Genomic DNA, 22,600 nt, shown 5'->3' on the forward strand with positions numbered 1-22,600 from the left:
CGCCCGCCGCTTGCGCGCCCTCCTCCTGCTCACTAACGTAGCGCCTTTATTGCGCCTTTACCCCCGCAGGAGCTTTGCCATGGCCTCGCCAGCCCTTACACATTTTCTTCCCCGGTTCGGCGTTGCCGCAGCAGTAGCCGGTGTCTTGAGCCTGTCCGGTTGTCAGACCTGGAACGCCCAGGACACCCTCCCGCCGACTTCCGGTGTGCAGCCGCTCAAGGGCTTGGCGCAGAACGTTTCGGTACGTCGCAATGCCATGGGCATGCCGCTGATCGAAAGCAACAGCTTCCACGACGCGTTGTTCGCCCTGGGTTACGTCCACGCCAGCGACCGCATCACGCAAATGGTCACCCTGCGCCTGTTGGCCGAAGGTCGTCTGGCAGAAATGTCCGGCGCCGACCTGTTGGACGCTGATCGCTACATGCGCGCGGTCAATCTGAAGAAAAGCGCCGGCGAGCTGTATAAAGCCTCTTCGCCGCGCCTCAAACGCTTCTTCGAAGTCTATGCGCGCGGCGTCAACGCCTACCTGTTCCGCTACCGCGACAAGCTGCCAGCCGACCTCGCGGCCACCGGCTACAAGCCTGAATACTGGAAACCGGAAGATTCGGCGCTGATTTTCTGCCTGCTGAACTTCAGCCAGTCGGCCAACCTGCCGGAAGAAATTTCCTCGTTGATGCTGGCCCAGACCGTCACCACCGACAAACTCGCGTGGCTGACGCCGTCCGCGCCCGATGAAAAACTGCCGCTGGGCGAAGCCGACAAACTGCAGGGCATCAAGCTCAACGGCGCGATTCCCGGACTGGCCGAAATCAGTAAAGCCACGGGGCAACTGTCCGACCTGAATCTGTTGGGCGCCACCTCGTCGAACAACTGGGCGATCGGCCCGCAACGCAGCCGCACGGGCAAAAGCATTTTGGCCAGTGACAGCCACGGCCCATTGGGCGTGCCGTCGCTGTTCAGCTACGTGCAGATCCGCGCGCCGAAATATCAGGCGGCGGGCGTGACCATCGCCGGTTTGCCGATGGTGCTCGGTGGTTTCAACGGCAAAGTGGCCTGGAGCATGACCACGGTCATGGGCGACAACCAGGACCTGTTCCTGGAAAAAATCAAACGCCAGGGCAACGGCCTCACCTACGAAGTCGGCGGCAAATGGCAGCCCGCCATCGTGCGCAACGAAACCTACTTCGTCAAAGGCCAGCGGCCGATTCGTGAAGCGGTGTACGAAACCCGTCACGGTCCACTGCTCAACAGCGCCCAGGGCACCACGCTGGCCAACGGTTTCGGCCTGGCCCTGCAAATGCCGAGCTTCACCGATGACAAATCCCTGGACGCGTTTTTCGACCTGTCCCGGGCCCAAACCGTCGAGAAAGCCTCGGACGCCAGCCGCGAAATCCGCGCCATCGCCCTTAACCTGGTGTTTGCCGATGCGAGCAACATTGGCTGGCAAGTTACCGGCCGCTACCCGAACCGTCGCGAAGGCGAAGGCTTGCTGCCATCGCCGGGCTGGGAAGGTCGCTACGACTGGGACGGTTACGCCGACCCGATGCTGCACCCCTACGACCAGGACCCGGCCCAAGGCTGGCTCGGCACCGCCAACCAGCGCGTCATTCCCCATGGCTACGGCATGCAACTGTCCAATTCCTGGGCAGCGCCGGAACGTGGTGAACGTCTGGCCGAACTGGCGGGCGCTGGCAAACACGACACGCGCAGCGTGATCGCAATGCAATACGACCAGACCACCACCTTCGCCGCCAAGCTGAAGAAAATGTTTGAAGCACCGGGCATGTCCCAACCGCTCAAGCAGGCGATTGAAGCGCTGCCGGCTGCCGATCGCGGCAAGGCTCACGAGGCCTATACCCGCCTGATGGCGTTCGACGGCAAGCTCAGCACGACCTCCGCCGATGCAGCGATTTACCAATTGTTCCTCCAGGAAAGCATGAAGCAAATCTTCCTCGACGAGCTGGGTCCGGAAAGCAGCCCGACGTGGAAAGCCTTCGTGGCCAATGGCAAGTTGTCCTACGCGGCGCAGGCCGATCATCTGCTGGGGCGCGAAGACAGTCCGTTCTGGGATGACGCCCGCACACCGCAGAAAGAAGACAAACCGGCGATCCTCGCGCGCAGTCTGGCGGCAGCGATCAGCGCTGGCGACAGCCAGTTGGGTGGCGATCACAAGGCCTGGCAGTGGGGCAAACTGCACCGCTACGAATGGAAAAACGCCAATGGCCAGACTGTTCGCGGCCCGGTTGCGGCAGGCGGGGACCACACCACGCTGAACACCGCGGCGTTCGCCTGGGGTCAGGATTTCAACACCACCCTGGCACCGGCCATGCGCTTCATCGTCGACTTCGGCCAGGCCGAACCGCTGATGGGCCAGAACGGCACCGGTCAGTCGGGCAACCCTGCCAGCCCTAATTATCTGAACAGCATCGATCCTTGGCTCAAAGGGCAATACATGAGCCTGCCGATGCAGCCGCAGAACTTTGACAAGGTGTACGGCAAGACTCAGTTGACCCTGACACCCGGCAAATAACCCCGATCCTGTAGCGTGAGCCTGCTCGCGACAGCGGTGTGTCAGCTACCATTTTGAGTGACTGACACACCGCTATCGCGAGCAGGCTCACGCCTACAGGGGGAATGTTTCTCGTCATTGAAATCTCGATAGAACTTCTGGCTTCACGCCAACCTCATAGCTAACAAGTCCCTCCATTTTGGTAACGACATGGAACTTGTTATCGCGCGTCCTGAAGGTTTGTACTGCCCGGCCGGGGATTTCTACATCGACCCGTGGCGGCCGGTCGAACGCGCGATCATCACCCATGCTCACAGCGACCATGCTCGTAGCGGCAATCGTCATTACCTGGCCGCGTCAGCCGGCGAAGGCATCCTGCGCGCTCGCCTCGGTGCCGACATCAATTTGCAAACCCTGCCTTACGGTCAGCCCCTCAACCATCATGGCGTCACCCTCAGTTTTCACCCCGCCGGCCATGTCCTCGGATCGGCCCAGGTGCGTCTGGAGTACGGGGGCGAGGTCTGGGTTGCCTCGGGGGATTACAAGACGGAAGCCGACGGCACGTGCGCGCCCTTCGAACCGGTGCGGTGCCACACGTTCATCACCGAATCGACCTTCGGCCTGCCGATCTATCGCTGGCAACCTCAGGCACAGGTGTTTGCCGAGATCAATCAGTGGTGGCAGGCCAATGCCGCCGCCGACATTGCCAGCGTGCTGTTCTGCTACTCGTTTGGCAAAGCCCAGCGCATTCTCCACGGCATCGACGCCAGCCTCGGCCCCATTCTGGTGCACGGCGCCGTGGAGCCGCTCAACCAGGTGTATCGCCAGAGCGGCGTTTATCTGCCGCCCACGATCTATGCCGGCGAAGTCAAAAAGAGCGACCCGATGATGCGCAAAGCCCTGATCATCGCCCCGCCGTCGGCGGGCGCCAGCACCTGGATGCGGCGTTTCGGCGAGTACAGCGACGGCTTCGCCAGCGGCTGGATGCGTTTGCGTGGCACCCGCCGCCGGCGCGGAGTCGACCGCGGATTTGTCCTGTCCGACCATGCCGATTGGCCGGGCCTGTTGTGGGCGATTGAACAGACCGGCGCCGAGCGAGTCATGGTGACCCACGGTTCGGTCGGCGTGCTGGTACGCCATCTGCGCGAACAAGGTCTGGATGCACAAAGCTTCGACACCGAGTACGGCGACGACGAGGAAGAAAACGCCGGGATCGAACCCGAGAAAGACAAGGTGCTGGCATGAAGGCATTCGCCGAGCTGTACGCCGGACTCGACGCCACCACGTCGAGCAATGCCAAACTGGCCGCGATGCAACACTACTTTGCCCAGGCCTCACCGCAAGATGCCGCATGGGCAGTGTATTTTTTGTCCGGTGGGCGGCCCCGGCAATTGGTCCCCGTGCGCGTGCTGCGTGAATTGGCGCAAGCCGTTTCCGGGCTTGAACCCTGGCTGTTCGAAGAAAGTTATCAAGCGGTGGGTGATCTGGCGGAAACCATCTCGCTGGTGTTGCCCGAATCGCCGCACCGCTCCACCGACGGATTGGCGGTCTGGATTGAAGACAAGCTGCTGCCCTTGCGCGGCGAGTCGCCCGAAGTGCTTGCCGAGCGCCTGCCCGAACTCTGGGCGCAACTGGATCGCGCCAGCCTGATGTTGTGCATCAAACTGATCACCGGCAGCTTCCGCGTGGGCGTCTCCAAGCTGCTGGTGACCCGTGCATTGGCGGCCATGGCCGGGCTCGACAGCAAACGCGTGGCCCAGCGCATGGTCGCGTACACCGACCTGACAAATCGCCCGAATGCGGCGAGTTATCTGAAACTGATCGCCGCCGAATCCGCAGGTGAACACGCTGAACGGGGCGGTCAGCCGTATCCTTTTTTTCTGGCCCATGCGCTGTCGCAACCGGTCGAGCAATTCGATGGGTTGCTTGGCCCCGCCAGCCAATGGCTGGTGGAATGGAAATGGGATGGCATCCGCGCCCAAGTGGTCAAGCGCGACGGGCGTTTGTGGATCTGGTCCCGGGGTGAAGAGTTGGTGACAGAGCGCTTTCCCGAGTTCGATCACCTGGTGCACGGCTTACCCGACGGCACCGTGATCGACGGCGAAATCGTTGCTTGGAAAAGCGTCCGCCCCGACACCGAAGATGCCTTCGATCCAGCCTCTCCCGCCGCCCCCTCCGTGCAACCGTTTGCCCTGTTGCAGCAGCGCATCGGACGCAAGATCCTCGGCAAGAAAATCCTCGATGAGGTGCCGGTGGTCCTGCTCGCTTACGACCTGCTGGAGTGGGCCGGTGAGGACTGGCGCACGCAGCCGCAGGCCCGGCGTCGCACGCAATTGGAGCAGTTGATCGCCACCTGCCATGACCCGGTGTTACTGCTCTCCCCGATGTTGACCGGCGATGACTGGTTCGACCTCGCCCGCCAAAGGGAAGCCTCCCGCCGTCTCGGCGTCGAAGGCATGATGCTCAAGGCGCGGGATGCGCTGTACGGCGTGGGTCGGACCAAGGACATGGGCGTGTGGTGGAAATGGAAAGTCGACCCGTTCAGCGTCGATGCGGTGCTGATCTATGCCCAACGAGGCCACGGAAGGCGGGCCAGTCTCTACAGCGATTACACCTTCGCGGTCTGGGACGGCCCACCCGACGCCAGCGAACGTACACTGGTGCCGTTTGCCAAGGCTTATTCAGGACTCACTGACGAAGAAATGCGCCAGGTCGACAGCATCGTGCGCAAAACCACGGTGGAGAAATTCGGCCCGGTGAGCAGCGTGAAACCCAGCCTGGTGTTTGAGCTGGGGTTCGAAGGCATTGCCCTGTCAAAACGCCACAAAAGCGGGATCGCTGTGCGTTTCCCCAGGATGCTGCGCTGGCGTCAGGACAAATCAGTCGAAGACGCTGACAATCTGGGCACCCTGCAAAATCTGCTCAGCTAACCCGATACCCTGTAGGAGCCGAGCTTGCTTGCGATAGCGGTGTGTCAGGCACCCTTTGTTAACTGACACACCGCTATCGAGAGCAGGCTCACTCCTACATTAATTTGTGCCGACATGAACCATCTTGGTGCAGCACTTCCACGACGCCCGTTTTCGTGCACAATTCCCGCGCAGTCACTTCTTGTATGACCTTTTAAAACGCTTGTTCGGGACTCTGGTTCGGAAATTGCTACTTTCAATAGGTCTTACGCTTACCAGTAACAATAATTCTGCGCCACAAGCGCTCATATTGGTTCTTAGGGATTGAATAATGAAAAAAGCATTGCTGACCCTTTCTGCACTGGCGTTGTGCATGGCTGCTGGTTCTGCCATGGCAAAGGAATACAAGGAACTGCGTTTTGGCGTTGACCCTTCCTACGCACCGTTCGAGTCGAAAGCGGCCGACGGTAGCCTGGTAGGCTTCGATATCGATCTGGGGAACGCGATCTGCGCCGAGCTGAAGGTCAAGTGCAAATGGGTCGAAAGCGATTTCGACGGCATGATTCCGGGCCTCAAGGCCAATAAATTCGACGGTGTGATCTCGTCGATGACCGTCACCGAAGCCCGCGAAAAAGTCATCGACTTCTCCAGCGAGCTGTTCTCCGGCCCAACCGCTTACGTGTCGAAGAAAGGTTCTGGCGTCACCGCAGATGTCGCTTCGCTCAAGGGCAAAACCGTCGGCTACGAGCAAGGCACCATCCAGGAAGCCTATGCAAAAGCCGTTCTGGACAAGGCTGGCGTGAAAACCCAGGCCTACGCCAACCAGGATCAGGTCTACGCCGACTTGACCTCCGGTCGTCTCGACGCAGGGATTCAGGACATGCTGCAAGCCGAACTGGGCTTCCTGAAGTCGCCACAAGGCGCCGACTATGATGTCAGCAAGCCGGTCGACGACCATTTGCTGCCAGCCAAAACCGCCATCGGCATTAAGAAAGGTAACACCGAGCTGAAGGCACTTTTGGATAAAGGTATCAAAGCGTTACACGATGATGGCACTTACGCCACCATTCAGAAGAAACACTTTGGCGATCTGAATCTGTACAGCGGCAAATAATGCCCGGCGCCCATCTCGCGATGGGCGCTTTTTTCATCCGATCAGGTTGCTGATTTTATGTTCGAAAACCTATTACAAAATCTGGGGCTCTCTGCCTTCAGCCTCAAGGGCTTCGGTCCGTTGCTGATGCAAGGCACCTGGATGACGATCAAGTTGTCGGCGTTGTCGTTATTGGTGGCCGTGTTGCTCGGGCTACTCGGCGCCAGTGCCAAGCTGTCAAAAGTCAAACTGATGCGCGTGCCTGCCCAGCTTTACACCACCCTTATTCGCGGCGTTCCGGACCTGGTCCTGATGCTGCTGATTTTCTACAGCCTGCAAACCTGGCTGACGTCGCTGACCGATTACATGGAATGGGAATACATCGAGATCAACCCGTTCAGCGCCGGGGTCATCACCCTTGGCTTCATCTATGGCGCGTATTTCACCGAAACCTTCCGTGGCGCGATTCTCGCCGTCCCACGGGGTCAGGTCGAAGCAGCCACCGCTTATGGCCTCAAGCGCGGCCAGCGTTTCTGGATCGTCGTGTTCCCGCAAATGATGCGTTATGCCCTGCCGGGTATCGGTAACAACTGGATGGTGATGCTCAAGGCCACGGCCCTGGTGTCGATCATCGGCCTTGCCGATCTGGTCAAGGCTGCTCAGGACGCCGGTAAAAGCACCTATCAGCTGTTTTATTTCCTGGTCCTTGCCGCGCTGATCTACCTGGTGATCACCAGCGCGTCCAACTTCATTCTGCGCTGGCTTGAACGTCGTTACTCCGCCGGTACCCGGGAGGCCGTACGATGATCGAACTTCTGCAGGAATACTGGAAACCCTTCCTCTATAGCGACGGCAACAACATCACCGGCCTGGCCATGACGATGTGGCTGCTCAGCGCTTCGATCTTCTTCGGTTTTATCGTGTCGATCCCGCTGTCCATCGCCCGTGTGTCGCCGCGCTTCTACATCCGTTGGCCGGTGCAGTTCTATACCTATCTGTTTCGCGGGACGCCGCTCTATATCCAGCTATTGATCTGTTACACGGGGATCTACAGCCTGGCGGCCATTCGGGCTCAGCCGGTGCTGGATGCGTTCTTTCGCGACGCGATGAACTGCACCATCCTCGCCTTCGCCCTGAACACCTGCGCCTACACCACGGAGATTTTCGCCGGGGCGATTCGCAGCATGAACCACGGTGAAGTCGAAGCCGCCAAAGCCTACGGCCTGACCGGCTGGAAGCTGTACGCCTACGTGATCATGCCGTCGGCCCTGCGTCGCTCGTTGCCGTATTACAGCAACGAAGTGATCCTGATGCTGCACTCAACGACCGTGGCGTTCACCGCGACCATCCCGGACATTTTGAAAGTCGCTCGGGACGCCAACTCGGCGACCTTCCTGACCTTTCAGTCGTTCGGCATTGCCGCGCTGATCTACCTGACCGTGACCTTCGCGCTGGTCGGCCTGTTCCGTCTCGCCGAACGCCGCTGGCTGGCCTTCCTCGGGCCGACCCACTAGGACCCGCTTTAGGGATAAAGAGACATGCGCCACCAGATTCATGACCTGCTGGCCCCGCTGCCGGGGACTGCACGACAGATTCACAGTTTTCATTACGGCCCCACGTCGGCCCAAGGCAAGATCTACATCCAGTCGTCCCTGCACGCCGACGAAATGCCCGGTATGCTCGTGGCCTGGCACCTCAAGCAACGCCTGGCGGAGCTTGAAGCCAGTGGCCGCCTGCGCAGCGAAATCGTGTTGGTTCCCGTGGCCAACCCGGTGGGCCTGGAGCAAGTGTTGATGGATGTGCCGCTGGGCCGTTACGAGCTCGAAAGCGGGCAGAACTTCAACCGCTGGTTCGTCGATGTCAGCGAAGCGGTCGGCAACGAGATCGAAGCCCAACTCGGTGACGATCCGCAGCGCAACCTCGGGCTGATTCGCGACAGTTTGCGCAACGCCCTCGCCCGGCAAACCGCCAGCACCCAACTGCAATCCCAGCGCCTGACCCTGCAACGGCTGGCCTGCGACGCGGACATGGTGCTGGACCTGCATTGCGATTTCGAAGCCGTCGCGCACCTCTACACCACGCCCGAAGCCTGGCCGCAGGTCGAGCCGCTGGCGCGCTACATCGGTGCCGAGGCGAGTTTGCTGGCCACGGATTCCGGCGGCCAATCGTTCGATGAGTGTTTCACCCTGCTCTGGTGGCAGTTGAAGGAGCGCTTCGGCGAACGCTTCGACATTCCGCTGGGCAGTTTCTCGGTAACCGTCGAATTGCGCGGCCAGGGTGACGTCAATCATCCGCTGGCCAGCCTCGATTGCCAGGCCCTGATCGATTACCTGATTCACTTCGGCGCCATCGCCGGCGAACCGGCGCCACTGCCCGAACTGCCCTACCCGGCCACGCCGCTGGCCGGCGTCGAACCTGTGGAAACGCCGGTCGGTGGTTTGCTGGTGTTCACCGCACTGCCGGGGGAATACCTCGAAGCCGGGCAATTGATCGCCGAAATCATTGACCCGATCAACGATCGCGTCACCCCCGTTCATTGCACCGCCGCCGGGTTGATGTACGCCCGCTCGCTACGGCGCATGGCCACTGCTGGCATGGTGATCGCGCATGTCGCGGGCGCCGAAGCCTATCGCAGCGGCTACCTACTTTCGCCTTGAGGATGTCTGCCCCATGTACAAACTGACCATCGAAGGCCTGCATAAAAGCTACGGCGATCATCAAGTCCTCAAAGGCGTTTCGCTCAAGGCCAACACCGGCGACGTGATCAGCCTGATCGGCGCCAGCGGCTCGGGTAAAAGTACCTTTCTGCGTTGCATCAACTTTCTCGAACAGCCCAACGACGGCGCGATGAGCCTGGACGGCCAGAATATCCGCATGATCAAGGATCGCCACGGCATGCACGTGGCCGATGCCAATGAACTGCAACGAATCCGCACTCGCCTGGCCATGGTGTTCCAGCACTTCAACCTGTGGAGCCACATGACCGTACTGGAAAACATCACCATGGCCCCGCGCCGGGTGTTGGGTTGCAGCAAGGAAGAGGCCGAAGACCGCGCGCGGCGTTATCTGGACAAGGTTGGCCTGGCCGCGCGCGTCGCTGACCAGTACCCGGCGTTCCTGTCCGGTGGTCAGCAGCAACGAGTCGCGATTGCTCGCGCATTGGCCATGGAACCGGAAGTCATGCTATTTGACGAACCGACCTCGGCGCTCGACCCGGAACTGGTGGGTGAAGTACTGCGCGTGATCCAGGGCCTGGCCGAAGAAGGCCGGACCATGATAATGGTGACGCACGAAATGAGCTTCGCCCGCAAAGTCTCGAGCCAGGTGCTGTTCCTGCACCAGGGGCTGGTGGAAGAAGAAGGCGCGCCGGACGACGTGCTGGGCAATCCGAAGAGCGAACGGCTAAAGCAGTTTCTCAGCGGCAACCTCAAGTAATCCATACCTTCCTGCAGGAGCAAAGCTTGCTCGCGATGGCATCCTTGAGACCGCCATCGCCGGCAAGCCGTGCTCCTGCAGGATCGCGTTGTTTCATTAAACCTTTCACCCCCCCGCACGGTCACTGAAAGAAGACTTTCAGAGCGCACACCGCCGGTATGGGAACCTCCCCCGACTACGCAAAACACTGGTTCACCGCCCGCGGATGGAAGCCGTTCGTCTTTCAGAAACAGGTGTGGGCCGCGGTTAAACGCGGCGAGTCCGGATTGCTGCATGCCAGCACCGGTGCCGGCAAAACCTATGCAGTCTGGTTTGCGGCGCTCAATCGCTTTGCCGCGTCTGTCACAGCCGTTGAAACCTCTCGTAAACGAAAACCGATCGCCCAACCTCTGACAGTCCTGTGGATAACCCCCATGCGCGCATTGGCGGCCGACACCGCTCGCGCCCTGGAAACGCCACTGGTCGACTTACAGATTTCATGGAGCGTCGGCCTGCGCACCGGCGATACCAACAGCAGCGAACGGGCACGACAGAGCCGGCGCCTGCCCACCACCCTGATCACCACGCCTGAAAGCCTGACCCTGATGCTCGCCCGCGCCGATGCGCAAACGGCGCTGGCAACCCTGCGCATGGTGGTGGTCGACGAATGGCACGAGTTGCTGGGCAACAAGCGCGGCGTGCAATTGCAACTGGCCCTGGCCCGACTGCGCCGATGGAATCCGGCACTGATCGTGTGGGGTGTTTCCGCGACGTTGGGTAATCAGGCTCACGCTGAAGAGGTACTTATCCCACAAGGGGGCGGCATCAGTGTTCAGGGCCAGACGTCCAAGGCGCTGCTCGTCGATACCTTGTTGCCGCCCGCCATCGAGCGATTTCCGTGGGCCGGGCATATCGGTTTGAAGATGTTGCCGCAGGTTGTCGCAGAGCTGGAATCCAGTCCCAGCAGCCTTGTGTTCACCAACACCCGCGCCCAATCCGAGATCTGGTATCAGGCCTTGCTGGAAGCACGCCCCGACTGGGCCGGGCTGATCGCCTTGCATCACAGTTCACTGTCGCGCGATACCCGTGACTGGGTCGAGCGAGCATTGAAGGAAGGTCAACTTAAAGCGGTGGTTTGCACCTCGAGTCTGGACTTGGGTGTGGATTTCTTACCGGTGGAGCGGGTGCTGCAGATCAGCTCGGCCAAAGGCGTGGCGCGGCTGATGCAGCGGGCCGGCCGTTCCGGGCATTCGCCGGGACGGACTTCACGGGTGACGCTGGTGCCGACGCACAGCCTGGAACTGATCGAAGCGGCTGCGGCACAAGACGCCGTGGCACAACGACACATCGAGCCCCGCGAATCACCGCATAAACCGCTGGATGTGCTGGTTCAGCACTTGGTCAGCATGGCGCTGGGCGGTGGGTTTCTGCCCGATGAGCTGTATGAAGAAGTACGCGGGGCCTGGGCGTATCGCGACCTCACTGTCGCGAATTGGACCTGGGCGCTGGCGTTCGTACGCCACGGTGGGCTTTCTCTGACAGCCTATCCGGACTACCGCCGGGTGGAACCGGATGAGCACGGCGTGTGGCGCGTGCCCGACGCGCGACTGGCGCGGCGACATCGCATGAGCATCGGCACCATCGTCAGCGATGCGAGTATCCAGCTGAGGTTCTGGAGCAAGGGCGGCGGCGGCAAGCAATTGGGCAGTGTCGAGGAAGGGTTTATCGCGCGATTGAAACCGGGCGACGGTTTTCTGTTTGCCGGGCGCCTGCTCGAATTGGTCCGGGTGGAAAACATGACCGCTTATGTCAAACGCAGCACCGCGAAAAAAGCCGCGGTGCCGCGCTGGAATGGCGGACGGATGCCGCTTTCCAATGAGCTGGCGCAAGCGGTGGTCGAGCGTTTCAGTGCGGCGGCGCAGGGCGAATGTGTCGGCCCGGAAATGCGCGCATTGCGACCTCTCTTAGAGGTGCAGCAACGCTGGTCCGGTTTGCCGACGTCGACAACATTGCTGGCCGAAGCCCTCAAGTCTCGCGAAGGCTGGCATCTGTTCCTGTATCCCGTTGCCGGGCGCCAGGTGCATCTGGGGCTGGCGAGTTTGTTGGCGTGGCGCGTGAGTCAGCAGCAGGCGGTAACGTTTTCCATCGCGGTGAATGATTATGGGCTGGAGTTGCTCAGCGCCACGCCTGTGGACTGGCCGCAAGTGTTGAGTCCCGGACTGTTGAGCCCCGAGCACCTGCTGGAAGACGTGCTCGCCAGTCTGAACGCTGGAGAACTGGCGCTTCGCCGTTTTCGGGAAATCGCGCGGATCGCCGGGCTGGTGTTTGCCGGCTATCCGGGCGCGCCGAAAAGTACACGTCAGGTTCAGGCGTCGAGCGGGTTGTTCTTTGAAGTGTTTAAACAGTACGACGCCGGGAATCTGTTACTGGCGCAGGCCGGGGAAGAAGTCCTGCGGGAAGAACTGGATATCCAGCGCCTGGAACAGACGCTGGAGCGTATCAACCGTCTGCAACTGGACCTGCATCAGCTCAAACGCCCTACACCGCTGGGGTTTCCACTGTTGGTTGAGCGCATGCGCGAAAGCATGAGCTCGGAAAAACTCGCAGACCGTATCCGACGCATGGTCACCGATCTTGAGAAAACCGCCGAAACCGGGAAAACCTGATGAGCACGCCCTACCCCGTTCGACTGGCCGGTGAAGACCTGTGGCTGCTGCCGGAAAAAGCCATTTACTGGCCAGCGCAACACGCCCTGCTCATTGCCGATGTGCATTTTGGTAAAGCAGCGGCGTATCGCAGCCTTGGCCAACCGGTGCCTCATGGCACGACCGCCAGTAATATCGCGGTGCTTGACGGCTTGCTGGCTGCCTTGCCCTGCCGCCAACTGATGTTTCTCGGGGACTTTCTTCACGGGCCCGGCTCTCATGCAGCGGCCACGTTGAGCGCGCTGGCCGAATGGCGGGCTCGGCATGCTGATTTGCCGATGACGCTGATTCGCGGCAACCACGACAAACGAGCGGGCGATCCACCTGCCTCGCTGAACATCCGGATAGTGCCTGAGCCGTTGCTACTGGGGCCGTTCGCCTTGCAGCATGAACCCGCCCCTCATCCTGATCGCCACGTGCTTGCCGGGCACGTCCATCCCGTTTATCGATTAAGAGGCAAGGGTCGGCAAAGTTTGCGACTGGCGTGTTTCAGGCTGGGAGAAGCCGTCAGCCTGCTACCGGCCTTTGGGGCGTTTACCGGTGGGTATCAGGTCGAGCGGGATGACCGTTGCAGGATCTTTGTGATCGGCGACAACGAAATATGGCCAGTCAGCTGAAGTCTTCAAGGACATCAGCTGACTGGCCATTCATTTTCAACAGCAGATCATGCGACAGGCGCGGGAGGTGGTTCATCCGGCAAGGTCGGTTCACCGGGTTCCGTAGGCTGCTCGTTTGGAGTATCGGGGTCGGGTTGACCGGGGATGCCCCCCGCCATGCTGACGGGTGGATGTGCCAACAAGGACCAGGCCAAAACGCCAATCTGATTGGGCTCAAGCCTTGCCAGTTCGGCACTTATTCGAGGATCGATCTTCATAAAGCACTCCTGAGCGAAGGCCCCGTCCGCTGTGCGCGAACCGGGCAGTACACCCAATAGAGTGTCTACCCGCTCAAGAATTCCCGCTGATTGGCCAGATGAACGGATCAGGTGCGCGGCAGAGTCACTCCACGTTGCCCCTGATACTTGCCGCCACGGTCCTTATAGGAGACTTCGCACTCTTCGTCAGACTCAAGGAACAGCATCTGCGCCACACCTTCGTTCGCGTAGATTTTTGCCGGCAGATTGGTGGTGTTGGAAAACTCCAGGGTCACGTGACCTTCCCACTCGGGCTCGAGCGGGGTGACGTTGACGATGATGCCGCAGCGCGCGTAGGTGCTTTTACCCAGGCAAATGGTCAATACATTGCGCGGAATGCGGAAGTATTCGACGGTGCTGGCCAGGGCGAAGGAGTTAGGCGGAATGATGCAGACGTCACTGTGGATATCGACGAAGCTGCCCGCATCGAAGTTTTTCGGGTCGACGATCGCCGAATTGATGTTGGTAAACACCTTGAAGTGATTGGTGCAACGCACATCGTAGCCGTAGCTGGACACGCCGTAGGAGATCACACGGCTATCGTCGCTGCCGCGCACCTGGCGCTCAACGAAAGGTTCGATCATCCCGTGCTCTTGCGCCATGCGGCGAATCCACTTGTCCGATTTGATGCTCATGGCGGGTGTCCTGAATAGCGAGGTGGAAAAATTCTGTCCGGCATCTTACCGGGCGCGCGCTCCGGGTTCAAAGTGTGGGGCACAATTCTCGACGATGTCCCATGAATTCAGGGCCTTTGCGTCAAACCAATGGACCGTCAGTCCTGAAAACAGAGAAACCTTCGCAAGAAGCATTGGCACGTCCCGGAAAAAGGGTTAAGGTGGCGCCACTGTGCTGCTTGTGTCACTGAGAATCTCTACACGATATGTTGAATTTCGATCCAACCATCTACAAGAATTTTTCCTGCTCTTTGCACTCAGTCTCGGCCAGGGTTCTTCCTGAGTCGCAGTTATCTTTGTTCAAGGAGTTACACCATGTCTAATCGCCAAACCGGTACCGTTAAGTGGTTCAACGATGAAAAAGGCTTCGGCTTCATCACTCCACAATCCGGTGACGACCTGTTCGTTCACTTCAAAGCTATCCAATCCGACGGCTTCAAAAGCCTGAAAGAAGGCCAACAGGTTTCTTTCATCGCTACCCGCGGTCAGAAAGGCATGCAAGCTGAAGAAGTTCAAGTTATCTAACTTGTACTTGCTTTAGTAAAAAGCCCCGCCCTTAAAAGCGGGGCTTTTTTGTGCCTGTGTGTTTTTGCAGGCACAAAAAATCGCAGCCCCAGGCTGCGATTTTTCTTTGACGCCTTACCAGGCCACGCCAAACCCTGCGGTGTAGCGCGTCTTGTCCAGATCAGATTCATCGGTACCGCTGATGATATCCCGCTCCGCCTTCAGGTTAAGCGAAGCCCATTCGGTTACCTTGTAGCGCAAGCCAATTTCTGAATCCAGCGCGTAATCGGCCACGCCCGACAACGGCTTGCCAATCTCCCCATTGGTGAAGAACTCCACCTTCTTGCCAATCAGGTAGCGGTTGTAATCCCACTTCATCGCCAGGGAATAGAAGTTTTCCTTGCTGCCGTCGGTGAACTCGTAGTCCGTACGGTTGACCAGCGAGCCCAGGGAGAATGCGCCCAATTCGTTGTCCCAGAACTGGTAGCCCGGACCGGTACCGACGGTGCGCTGACGGGACAGGTCTTCGACTTTGTCGCGCTTATAAACAGCCCGACCCTGCCAGAACCATTTTTCGGTGAGGAAGCGGTCGAGGGAGTATTCAGCCCGCCAGTTGTCTGTGGTCACCACGCCATCCTGGAATTCGCGGTTGTACTCGCCTTCTGCGATATGCCGCCATTTACCGTGGCGCGCCGTGGTCTTGAAGTCGATGTCGTAGTCGTCGGTGTCATTTTCCGCCCGCTGGTAATCCAGCGCGGCGTCGATATTGCCCTTCCACACCAGATCTTCCACGACCGGCTTGGGTTTGAGGATCTGCTGGATACTGGCCAACTCGACCGTCTTCGGTGCCTCGCCGTTTTGCAGCGTCACCTTGCCGTCATCGGCCGCATGCAGCGACTTGGTCTTCTCGCCGGTGTAGGCATCCTGCTTGACCAGCAACTCCTGATCACTCTCCAGGGTTTTGACCTGCTTCCAGTCGATCGGGACCGCACCGGCGTACTCGGTTTGAATCAGCAATTTGCCGCCATCGAACAGCGTGATCTTGCCGCTCAGCTTGTCACCGTTCTTCAACCAGACGGTATCAGCGAGCAAAGGTGAGGAGGCACTGGCAACAGCGAGGCACAGCAAGGTTCTGGACAACATAAGCAAGGACAGGCTCAAGATTGCGAAAAAAAGTCGGCATTATCCTCAGGAATAAGGCCCTAGCAAGGACTGACCCGACTATTTCTATTGAGTTCATTTCTCAATCAGTGATCCACGACTTACTCTACAGACGGCAAAGCGAACTTTTTCAGGAACCACCGGACGTGACCGACCCAACCGCTGATACCGAAAGCCCGGCGCAAATCCGACGCACGGCGCTGTACCTGACCCTGGCACAAGTGCCCGAGGGCAAAGTGGTGAGCTATGGTCAATTGGCAGAGCTGGCCGGACTCGGTCGCGCCGCTCGCTGGGTCGGACGCACACTGAGCCAATTGCCGGGTGACACGAAACTGCCTTGGCACCGGGTGCTGGGGGCCGGTGGTCGGATCAGCCTGCCGGTGGGCAGCCCTTCAGGGGATGAGCAGCGCGCGCGATTACGTGCTGAAGGCATCAGTGTCCTGAATAATCGTGTTGATATTCAGCGCCATGGCTGGCGTCCGGTAGAGCACAGCGGTTAGAGTGCGCCCTTTGTTTCCGTATTTCTTGAGGCAGACTCCAGCCCATGCCCCGTAAAACCTGGCGCGCCGCGCTCGCCGCCTATGCCAGCCCCTCGACGCTCGTGTTGTTGTTGCTTGGTTTCGCCGCCGGCCTGCCCTACATGCTGGTGTTTTCAACGCTTTCCGTCTGGCTTCGCGAGGCCGGTGTAGCCCGCGAAACCATTGGTTATGCAAGCCTGATCGGCTTGGCCTACGCCTTTAAATGGGTGTGGTCCCCGTTGCTGGACCAATGGCGCCTGCCATTTCTCGGCAAGCTGGGGCGTCGACGCTCGTGGCTGGTGCTATCGCAGTCGCTGGTGATCCTCGGTCTGATCGGCATGGGGTTTTGCGACCCACAAAAACACTTGTCCTGGTTGATCGCTATTGCCGTGGTCGTTGCCTTCGCTTCGGCGACGCAAGACATCGCTGTAGACGCCTATCGCCTGGAAATCGCCGAAGACAGTCGCCAGGCCGCCCTCGCCGCCAGCTATATGTCCGGCTATCGAATCGCCGCGTTGCTGGCGACCGCCGGCGCCCTGTTCTTCGCCGAGGGCTTTGGCTCCACCGGTTTCAACTATCAGCATTCGGCCTGGGCCGGCACCTATGTGCTGTTCGGCGCCCTGATGATCCCGGCGTTGCTCACCTCGATATTCATGCGCGAACCGCCCGTGCCACTGCGCACCCAGCTTCAGGCCGGCCGCTACAGCTTTGTGCATCAACTGGCGTCGGTGTTCGTGCTGATCGTGCTGTTGGTGTCCGTGCCCGCCATGTTCACCCAGCTCTATAACACCGACTTCGCCAGCGTGCTGTTCGGCGGCGTCAGCCTGCTCGATCTGGTCCTCGAAGACCGGGCGCTGCTGCGGGCGATTCTCTACACCACGCTGACCGCCCTGTGCCTGTCGACCATAGGTCGCCGCGGTCTGGCGCCCGTGCTGACGCCGGTCAACGACTTCATTACGCGCTACCGCTGGCAAGCGTTCCTGCTGCTCGGCTTGATCGCCACCTACCGGATGTCCGACACGGTCATGGGCGTCATGGCTAACGTGTTCTATATCGATCAGGGCTTCACCAAAGATCAGATTGCCGGTGTCAGCAAGATCTTCGGTTTGATCATGACGCTGGTCGGCGCTGGCATGGGCGGCCTGTTGATCGTGCGCTTCGGCATTCTGCCGATTCTGCTGATCGGCGGCATTACATCGGCCGGCACCAACTTGTTGTTCCTGATGCTCGCCGACATGGGCGCCAACCTGAACATGCTGATCGTCACCATTTCCCTGGACAACTTCAGTTCCGGCCTGGCGACCTCGGCGTTCGTCGCCTACCTGTCGAGCCTGACCAACCTCAAGTTCTCCGCCACCCAGTACGCCCTGCTCAGTTCAATCATGCTGCTGCTGCCACGCCTGATCGGCGGGTACTCAGGGGTCATGGTCGAGAAGTTCGGCTACCACAATTTCTTCCTGATCACTGCCCTGCTCGGTGTTCCGACACTGCTGCTGATCGCCCTGCACTGGTACCAGGAAAGCCGTCGCGCAGGTCCGACACCGACACCGGAACCGGAACCGGTGCCGACCCAGATCGTGGAAGAATCGTAGGAAGCATCGCAAAGGGCGGCATGAATCCCGCCCTCGTGCCACACCACCGACCGCACGCCTGTACGCCAGCGGATCTCGCCCGTACAATGCTCCGTCATTTCTCGTCATCAGCAACCGACAACGGCCAACCATGCGCACCAGTCAATTTTTGCTCGCCACACAGAAAGAAACGCCTTCCGACGCGGTCGTGATCAGCCACCAGCTGATGCTGCGCGCCGGCATGATCCGCAAACTCGCCTCGGGCCTCTACACCTGGCTACCGATGGGCTTGCGAGTGATGCGCAAGGTCGAAGCCGTCGTTCGTGAAGAAATGAACGCCGCGGGCTCTCTCGAAGTGTTGATGCCGAGCACACAACCGGCTGAGCTGTGGCAGGAATCCGGTCGCTGGGAAGAATACGGCCCTGAATTGCTGCGCTTCAAGGATCGCCACGGTCGCGATTTCTGCGCCGGCCCGACCCACGAAGAAGTCATCACCGACCTGATGCGCAACGAGTTGAGCAGCTACAAACAGCTGCCGATCAACCTGTACCAGATCCAGACCAAATTCCGTGATGAGATCCGTCCACGCTTCGGTTTGATGCGCGGCCGTGAATTCATCATGAAGGACGCCTACTCGTTCCACGCGGACCAGCCTTCGCTGCAAGTCACTTACGACCGCATGCACCAGGCGTACTGCAACGTGTTCACCCGCCTGGGCCTGAAGTTCCGCCCTGTAGAAGCCGACAACGGCTCCATCGGCGGTGCCGGCTCCCACGAGTTCCACGTTCTGGCTGAATCCGGCGAAGACGACATCGTCTTCAGCAACGGTTCCGACTACGCGGCGAACATCGAGAAAGCCGAAGCCGTGCCGCGTGAAACTTCTCGTCCAGCACCGGCCGAAGAACTGCGCCTGGTCGATACACCTGACACCAAGACCATTGCCGCGCTGGTGGAAAAATTCAATCTGCCGATCGAAAAGACCATCAAGACCCTGGTCGTTCACGCAGAAGAGAAAGGCAAGCTGATTGCCCTGATCATCCGTGGCGACCATGAGCTGAACGAAATCAAGGCCGCCAACCAGCCAGGCGTTGCCAGCCCACTGGTGATGGCGTCCGAAAGCGAACTGCGCGACGCCATTGGCGCCGGCGCCGGTTCTCTCGGCCCGCTGAACCTGCCATTGCCAATCATCATCGACCGTTCCGTCGAGCTGATGAGCGACTTCGGCATCGGTGCCAACATCGACGACAAGCACTACTTCGGCGTGAACTGGGAGCGTGATCTGCCGGTTCCGACCGTTGCCGACCTGCGCAACGTAGTCGCCGGTGACCCAAGCCCGGATGGCAAGGGCACCCTGGAAATCAAGCGCGGCATCGAAGTCGGGCACATCTTCCAGCTGGGCAACAAGTACAGCAAAGCGATGAAGTGCGAAGTGCTGGGCGAGAACGGCAAGCCGGTTACCCTGGAAATGGGTTGCTACGGCATCGGCGTTTCCCGCGTGGTCGCGGCGGCCATCGAGCAGAATAACGACGCCAACGGCATCATCTGGAGCGACACGCTTGCGCCGTTCCAGGTTGCCTTGGTGCCATTGCGCTACGAAACCGAACAGGTTCGCGAAGCCACTGACAAGCTGTACGCAGAACTGACGGCTGCCGGCTTCGAAGTCCTGCTGGACGACCGCGACAAGAAAACCAGCCCGGGCATCAAGTTTGCGGACATGGAGCTGATCGGCATTCCTCACCGGATCGTGGTCAGTGACCGCGGCCTCGCCGAAGGCAATCTGGAATACAAAAGCCGCACCGAACCTGAAGCGCAAGCGCTGCCGGTCGCTGACGTGCTGTCTTTCCTCCAGGCCCGTATCCGCCGCTGACACCAGATAGAGAAGTCATGTTCAAGCGAAACACCTTAGGCCTCGGTGGTGCCGCCCTGTGCGGCACCCTGCTGGTCAGCGGCTGCGCCAATCACATGTCGCAACGCAGCGAGCACGAGGAACGTGTCGAGCGCAAACTGCTCGATCACAGCCTGCAGATCGATGTCGGCGAGCCCAAGGTGCTTGATCTGCCGCAACGTCGGGTGAAAATCCACGAGCAGAAGACCTTCGAAGTCACCGAATTTGAAGTCACGCGCCACTACGATCGCTACACGCCTTACCAACCCTGGCGGGAGGTCTACGAGGTCCCGCTGGGCGCAGTGGCCGTCGTGGCCGGTGTCGGTGCGAACGTGGTTAACGTGTTTGCCCTCGGCAATCTGCCCGACAGCGTGACCAAGGATTGGCTGAGCTACGGTTTCGCCGGGCTCAACCCGTTCATGAACGTGCAATCCCACGGTCGTGCGCAGCAAAACCTGGCCGGTATCGACGAGGTTCAGCGCGACAAACGCACCGAATACTCGAGCCTGCCCTGGAGTGAGCGTCCGGTGGAGGTCAAGGCCGGCAAGGAAACATTCGAGCTGAGCACCGACAAAAACGGCGTTCTGCGCCTGAATCTGCTGGACAGCCCGTTCGCCGAACATGACATCAATCATCTGACCCGCCTGCTGATCAGCGTCGAAGATGGGCAGGACGATGTGCATACCGACTCATCCCTGGCGGTCAGCAGCTCTTTGCGCGGCAAGTTGCTCGAAGCCCACGGGCTGATTTATGACGACCTTGAAGACGACGAAGTGAGCCAGTGGGTACACCGGGTCAAGCGCCTTTCAGACCTGGGTCTTGAAGAAGAAGCCAGCGAACTGGAACAAAGCCTGATCGAACTGACGCGCAATGATCCTGAGCTGCAGACTGAATTCCTCAAGTCGCTGACCAAGGATGCAGGGCGTTTGGTAGCGGATCCGGGACCGAACTAAAAGCATCACGAGCAAGCTCGCTCCCACACTGGATCTATGCAACACCGTAGATCCTTGTGGGAGCGAGCTTGCTCGCGATGAGGCCCTCAATTCACCACCAAACTACCGCTCAAACAACTCCATCTGCTCAAACCCGCCCCGCAAATCCTCAAGCCTGACCCCAACCCCCAACAACCGCACCGGTTTCCCGCCGCGATTGAACGCCTGGGTCAGTAAAAGCTGATAACTCCCCAAATCCCGCCCTGCCCCGGCCTGCTCCAGCGTGGTCTGGGTAAAGTCGTGGAATTTCACTTTGACGAACGGCTTGCCCGGCCGATAGCTGCTATCGATTCGCGCCATGCGCCCCGCCAGGGTTTCCAGCAGTTCGGGCAATTTATCCAGGCAGCTCACCAGGTCCGGCAAGTCTACGTCGTAGGTGTTTTCAACACTGATCGACTGCCGCCGACTGTCGTTGTGGACCAAACGGTCATCTATCCCACGGGCCAGACTCCAGAGTCGCTCACCAAAGCTGCCGAATTCGCGCACCAACGCCAATTTGTCCCACTCGCGTAAATGCGAGCAATCGACGATGCCGAGCCTGCCCAGCTTATCGGCCGTGACTTTACCCACGCCGTGGAGTTTGCTGACTGGCAAGCCGCTGACAAAGTCTTCCACTTGATCCGGCGTGATGACGAACAGCCCGTTGGGTTTTTTCCAGTCACTGGCGATTTTGGCCAGAAACTTGTTCGGTGCCACACCGGCCGACACGGTGATATGCAATTGATTGGACACCCGCCGACGGATGTCCTGGGCGATACGTGTCGCGCTGCCACCGAAATGCGCACTGTCCGACACGTCGAGGTAGGCCTCATCGAGGGACAGCGGTTCGATCATGTCGGTGTAGTCGCGAAAGATCGTGTGAATTTCCTTCGACGCTTCTCTATAGGCGTCCATGCGCGGCTTGACGATGGTCAGGTCCGGGCACAGCTTCAACGCATGCCCGGAAGACATGGCTGAACGCACGCCATAGGCGCGCGCCTCATAGTTACAGGTCGCAATCACTCCCCGCCGATCCGCCGAACCACCCACTGCCAACGGTTTGCCGGCCAGGCGCGGGTCGTCACGCATCTCGATGGCAGCGTAAAAGCAGTCACAATCGACGTGGATGATTTTTCGCTGGGTCATATAAAAGCGCAGTTCATGACGGAGAAAGGGCGTGTTGGCGTGTCGGATAAGCAGTATCTCACTCGCACCTGTATATAGCACCAGTAGTCTGAATGTTCTTTTTCACACGTAGGAAAGGACCCAGTGCATTTATTTTATCAATCGACTGAGAGCAGCCAATAGAGCTGCAAGCCTTGCCGGGCGTGCCTTTCAGCCGTTATCCAGGTCTTGCTTGCAAGCTAAGCGGTTGAACAGGAACAGGTTTTTCCATAATTTGAGGTTGACACCCCAGCGATCCTCTGTAGAATGCCGACACACAGACGCGGGATGGAGCAGTCTGGTAGCTCGTCGGGCTCATAACCCGAAGGTCGTCGGTTCAAATCCGGCTCCCGCAACCAAACATCAAAAAAGGCTACTCGAAAGAGTGGCCTTTTTTGTGCGCGCCTGTTTTGTAGGTGTGAGCGAAGAAATGGCGCCTTTAGATGATCGTGCCCAGAAATGAGAAATCGTTCTGATTCCGAAACTTAGGTCTCCCCTGCAACCGTTCGCCCGCTCATTTGCGCTTATTTGACCTATATCGGGATTAACGGTTGACACCCCGCCGTTCGCCTGTAGAATGCCGCCACACAGACGCGGGATGGAGCAGTC

19 protein-coding genes and 1 tRNA gene are annotated in these 22,600 nt (G+C 59.5%); 16 read left to right on the plus strand and 4 right to left on the minus strand.

All coding sequences use genetic code 11. The features are described from left to right. Positions 1-79: 79 nt before the first annotated feature. From D882_RS0124380 to pdeM, 10 genes are all read left to right on the plus strand, one after another. Positions 80-2,530, plus strand: a complete 2,451-nt coding sequence (locus tag D882_RS0124380; protein WP_027925658.1) for a penicillin acylase family protein — start codon at positions 80-82, stop codon at positions 2,528-2,530. A gap of 189 nt (positions 2,531-2,719) precedes the next feature. Continuing rightward, a complete protein-coding gene (locus D882_RS0124385; protein ID WP_027925659.1) occupies positions 2,720-3,754 on the plus strand; it encodes a ligase-associated DNA damage response exonuclease in 1,035 nt (344 codons plus the stop codon). Further along, positions 3,751-5,439: an ATP-dependent DNA ligase gene (locus D882_RS0124390; protein ID WP_027925660.1), complete on the plus strand. Its 1,689-nt coding sequence runs from the start codon at positions 3,751-3,753 to the stop codon at positions 5,437-5,439. The genes D882_RS0124385 and D882_RS0124390 overlap by 4 nt, the downstream gene beginning before the upstream one ends. 310 nt (positions 5,440-5,749) lie before the next feature. Beyond that, positions 5,750-6,532 (plus strand): transporter substrate-binding domain-containing protein, encoded by a 783-nt coding sequence (locus tag D882_RS0124395; protein ID WP_027925661.1) that lies wholly within the window; start codon positions 5,750-5,752, stop codon positions 6,530-6,532. Positions 6,533-6,589: 57 nt separating this feature from the next. After that, positions 6,590-7,318: an ABC transporter permease gene (locus tag D882_RS0124400; protein WP_027925662.1), complete on the plus strand. Its 729-nt coding sequence runs from the start codon at positions 6,590-6,592 to the stop codon at positions 7,316-7,318. Beyond that, complete coding sequence (locus tag D882_RS0124405; protein ID WP_027925663.1) at positions 7,315-8,025, plus strand: ABC transporter permease; 711 nt, start codon at positions 7,315-7,317, stop codon at positions 8,023-8,025. The genes D882_RS0124400 and D882_RS0124405 overlap by 4 nt, the downstream gene beginning before the upstream one ends. A 24-nt stretch (positions 8,026-8,049) precedes the next feature. Next, entirely contained in the window at positions 8,050-9,168 is a 1,119-nt protein-coding gene (locus D882_RS0124410) for a succinylglutamate desuccinylase/aspartoacylase family protein (RefSeq protein WP_027925664.1), read from the plus strand. Between the two features lie 13 nt (positions 9,169-9,181). Next, positions 9,182-9,946 carry an ABC transporter ATP-binding protein gene (locus D882_RS0124415; RefSeq protein WP_027925665.1) on the plus strand — a complete coding sequence of 255 codons (765 nt, stop codon included), beginning with the start codon at positions 9,182-9,184 and terminating at the stop codon, positions 9,944-9,946. A 158-nt stretch (positions 9,947-10,104) separates the two neighbouring features. Then, positions 10,105-12,591, plus strand: coding sequence for a ligase-associated DNA damage response DEXH box helicase (locus D882_RS0124420; RefSeq protein WP_027925666.1), 2,487 nt, complete (start codon positions 10,105-10,107; stop codon positions 12,589-12,591). Next, a complete protein-coding gene (gene pdeM / locus D882_RS0124425; protein ID WP_027925667.1) occupies positions 12,591-13,247 on the plus strand; it encodes a ligase-associated DNA damage response endonuclease PdeM in 657 nt (218 codons plus the stop codon). Before D882_RS0124420 ends, pdeM begins: the two co-directional genes overlap by 1 nt. A 47-nt stretch (positions 13,248-13,294) precedes the next feature. Here pdeM and D882_RS1000000132335 read toward each other — a convergent pair whose 3' ends face one another. Continuing rightward, positions 13,295-13,504 (minus strand): hypothetical protein, encoded by a 210-nt coding sequence (locus D882_RS1000000132335; protein WP_007947208.1) that lies wholly within the window; start codon positions 13,502-13,504, stop codon positions 13,295-13,297. A gap of 107 nt (positions 13,505-13,611) precedes the next feature. Continuing rightward, entirely contained in the window at positions 13,612-14,178 is a 567-nt protein-coding gene (gene dcd / locus D882_RS0124435) for a dCTP deaminase (protein ID WP_007904652.1), read from the minus strand. 354 nt (positions 14,179-14,532) lie between these two features. Between dcd and D882_RS0124440 the strand changes: the two genes are divergently transcribed. Beyond that, positions 14,533-14,742, plus strand: coding sequence for a cold-shock protein (locus D882_RS0124440; RefSeq protein ID WP_002554837.1), 210 nt, complete (start codon positions 14,533-14,535; stop codon positions 14,740-14,742). A 114-nt stretch (positions 14,743-14,856) separates the two neighbouring features. Here the strand turns inward: D882_RS0124440 and D882_RS0124445 are convergent, their stop codons facing one another. Beyond that, complete coding sequence (locus D882_RS0124445) at positions 14,857-15,864, minus strand: DUF481 domain-containing protein (protein WP_027925668.1); 1,008 nt, start codon at positions 15,862-15,864, stop codon at positions 14,857-14,859. A gap of 164 nt (positions 15,865-16,028) precedes the next feature. On the opposite strand from D882_RS0124445, the gene D882_RS0124450 reads away from it, so the two are divergent. From D882_RS0124450 to D882_RS0124465, 4 genes are all read left to right on the plus strand, one after another. Next, positions 16,029-16,382, plus strand: a complete 354-nt coding sequence (locus D882_RS0124450) for an MGMT family protein (protein WP_027925669.1) — start codon at positions 16,029-16,031, stop codon at positions 16,380-16,382. A 44-nt stretch (positions 16,383-16,426) separates the two neighbouring features. Next, on the plus strand, positions 16,427-17,992 hold the full coding sequence (locus tag D882_RS0124455; protein WP_027925670.1) for an AmpG family muropeptide MFS transporter: 1,566 nt from the start codon (positions 16,427-16,429) through the stop codon (positions 17,990-17,992). 130 nt (positions 17,993-18,122) lie between these two features. Then, positions 18,123-19,838 carry a proline--tRNA ligase gene (locus tag D882_RS0124460; protein WP_027925671.1) on the plus strand — a complete coding sequence of 572 codons (1,716 nt, stop codon included), beginning with the start codon at positions 18,123-18,125 and terminating at the stop codon, positions 19,836-19,838. Between the two features lie 17 nt (positions 19,839-19,855). Then, positions 19,856-20,809, plus strand: coding sequence for a hypothetical protein (locus D882_RS0124465; protein WP_027925672.1), 954 nt, complete (start codon positions 19,856-19,858; stop codon positions 20,807-20,809). A 102-nt stretch (positions 20,810-20,911) separates the two neighbouring features. On the opposite strand, the gene dinB is transcribed toward D882_RS0124465, so the two are convergent. Next, entirely contained in the window at positions 20,912-21,973 is a 1,062-nt protein-coding gene (gene dinB / locus D882_RS0124470; RefSeq protein ID WP_027925673.1) for a DNA polymerase IV, read from the minus strand. Positions 21,974-22,273: 300 nt separating this feature from the next. On the opposite strand from dinB, the gene D882_RS0124475 reads away from it, so the two are divergent. Then, positions 22,274-22,350, plus strand: a tRNA-Met gene (locus tag D882_RS0124475). The last annotated feature ends 250 nt before the right edge of the window (positions 22,351-22,600 follow it).

Source organism: Pseudomonas sp. URMO17WK12:I12 (genome assembly GCF_000514395.1).
Classification (GTDB): domain Bacteria; phylum Pseudomonadota; class Gammaproteobacteria; order Pseudomonadales; family Pseudomonadaceae; genus Aquipseudomonas; species Aquipseudomonas mucoides.